The sequence below is a fragment of the Methyloceanibacter marginalis genome (genome assembly GCF_001723295.1).
In the GTDB taxonomy this organism is placed as follows: domain Bacteria; phylum Pseudomonadota; class Alphaproteobacteria; order Rhizobiales; family Methyloligellaceae; genus Methyloceanibacter; species Methyloceanibacter marginalis.
In genome coordinates, this window is sequence record NZ_LPWD01000413.1 from 1 (window position 1) to 2,345 (window position 2,345).

The following is a 2,345-nucleotide window of genomic DNA, read 5'->3' on the forward strand; positions in this document are numbered from 1 at the left end:
GCGCTTCAAACGTGCTAGACCGTCTCCGCCGAAGGACGGACCGCCGCCCTTGAGCGATTGTTTCAGTTCCTCGCCATTCCCAGCATCTCCACGGATCCCGCCTACCACGAGTCCTGCGTTCAGGCTGCGGACTGGTGTGCGGACGCGACTGCGCGACATCGGCTTCGCGCGCGCGTCGAACCCACCGAAGGCAAGCCGATGGTCCTCGCCAAATGGCGCGACCCGGCCGACACCAATCGCCCGCACGTTCTCTTCTATGGCCACTATGACGTGCAACCGCCGGATCCGTTGGCGCTGTGGACGGCCTCACCCTTCGAGGCGCAGCTCGTCGACGATGCCCAGCACGGGCAAGTCATTGTGGCGCGCGGCGCCTCCGACGACAAAGGTCAGGTGATGACTTTCTTCCAGGCATGCCGCGCCTGGATGGAAGTCCACGGCGCGCTGCCCGTGGACGTCACCGTGCTGCTCGAGGGCGAGGAAGAGTCGGGAAGCCCAAGCCTCGCGCCGTTCCTGGGGACCCATGGCGATGCATTGAAAGCCGACATCGCGCTCGTCTGCGACACCGGCCAATGGGATGCCCAAACGCCGGCCATCACCGCCTTCCTGCGCGGTCTTGCCTTCTCGGAGGTCACGCTCACCGGACCTTCGCGCGATCTGCACTCCGGCATTTACGGCGGCCCGGCCCAAAACCCGATCCGCGTTCTCTGCCAGCTGATCGCCGACCTTCACGACGAGACGGGACGTATCGCCATTCCCGGTTTCTATGACGCCGTGCGAGAACCGTCGTCTGAGCAACGCGAGGCCTGGCGCGCACTCGGGTTCGAGACGGACAAATTTCTCGGCGAGATCGGCCTGAGCGTGCCTGCGGGCGAAACGGACCGAAGTGTACTCGAACAGCTCTGGTCGCGCCCGACCGTCGAGGTGAACGGCATAGTCGGCGGCTATACCGGCCCCGGCACCAAAACGGTAATCCCCTCGCAAGCCTCGGCCAAGCTCTCCTTCCGTCTGGTGCCCGACCAAGATCCGGCCAAGATCATCGACGGTCTTCATCGCTTTGTCGCCGAGCGCTCCCCGCCGGATGTCGACGTCGCCTATGGCGGCGAAGGCGGCTCGCCGGCTGTTGGTTTCGACACGAACGCACCCGCTTTTCGCGCCGCGGCGCAGGCGCTGGAGGCCGAGTGGGGCAAGGCGCCGGTCATCGTCGGCTGCGGCGCGTCGATCCCCATCGTGGAATCGTTCCGCACCCGGCTCGGCATGGACGCACTCCTGGTCGGTTTCGCGCTGGAGGACGACCGCATCCATTCGCCCAACGAGAAATACAATCTCAGCAGCTTCGAGAAGGGCGCGCGAAGCTGGGCTCGCATTCTCGGCGCACTCGGAGAACAGGATGCGCGGCGTTAGACGCATGGCGGTCACTTCCGCCCTGCTGACCGTTCTGCTGTCGGCGAGCGTCGCACCGGCCTTCGACCGCGACCGTCCCGGCGTCTTCGACTACTACGTGCTGGTGCTCGGCTGGTCGCCGACCTATTGCCTCATTGAGGGGCGGCTCAGGCGCGACACGCAGTGCGACGCCAAGACTCCCCACGACTTAGTGCTGCATGGGCTGTGGCCGCAATACGACAAAGGCTGGCCGAAGGATTGCTATGCCGGCAGGCGTCCCTGGGTGCCGTCCGAGGTGATCGACACAATGCGCGACATCATGCCGAGCAAGAACCTCATCATCCACGAATATGCGACCCACGGCACTTGTGCGGGGCTCACGCCCGAGCAGTATTATGACGCGGCCCGCGCACTGTACGACAAGGTTAGCCTGCCGCCCGAGTTCTCGGATCCGGAACGACGGCGTGACCTGTCGCCCGCCGGCGTGGAACGTGAGTTCCTCGCCGCCAATCCTTGGCTGTCCGCCGATATGATCGCGGTGACATGCCGCCGCGATGCTTTGCTCGATATCCGTGTCTGCTTCGACCGCGATCTTCGTCCGCGCAAATGCGGCCCTAACGAAGATCAGCGGCGGCTTTGCCGCGCCGACACGATCAACGTACCGGTGCCTTAGAAGCGATAGATCACCGAGCCGCGGAACGTATTCGAATCCGGATCGTATGTCGTCTGGCCGCCGGGATAGGAGATCGTCTCCGAGTCGAAATCGGTGAACTGATAGTCGAGGCGCGCGCTCCAGTTCTCGTCGAAGGCAAACTCGCGCCGGCGCGCGCTCCAGCCAAAGAACGTGGTCTCGCGGAACGCGCCGCCCGGACCGCTGATGGGCAGGTCCGCGTCGGCCCACGCGCCACCAAAGGTACCGAACAGCAGCAAGTTGGGCAGGATCGTATAACCGGCACGCAGGCGCA

The 2,345-nt window shown here is 64.9% G+C and carries 3 protein-coding genes; 2 read left to right on the forward strand and 1 reads right to left on the reverse strand.

Annotation, left to right across the window (positions count from 1 at the left end; all coding sequences use genetic code 11):
• The first annotated feature begins 57 nt into the window (after window positions 1-57).
• Both AUC71_RS13895 and AUC71_RS13900 read left to right on the forward strand, forming a co-directional pair.
• A complete protein-coding gene (locus tag AUC71_RS13895; RefSeq protein WP_083238402.1) occupies window positions 58-1,401 on the forward strand; it encodes a M20/M25/M40 family metallo-hydrolase in 1,344 nt (447 codons plus the stop codon).
• A 4-nt stretch (window positions 1,402-1,405) separates the two neighbouring features.
• Complete coding sequence (locus AUC71_RS13900; protein WP_158007864.1) at window positions 1,406-2,053, forward strand: ribonuclease T2 family protein; 648 nt, start codon at window positions 1,406-1,408, stop codon at window positions 2,051-2,053.
• Here AUC71_RS13900 and AUC71_RS13905 read toward each other — a convergent pair.
• Window positions 2,050-2,345: outer membrane protein (locus tag AUC71_RS13905; protein ID WP_158007865.1), on the reverse strand; the 296-nt coding region annotated here is incomplete at its 5' end. The two genes, AUC71_RS13900 and AUC71_RS13905, sit on opposite strands and share 4 nt — an antisense overlap.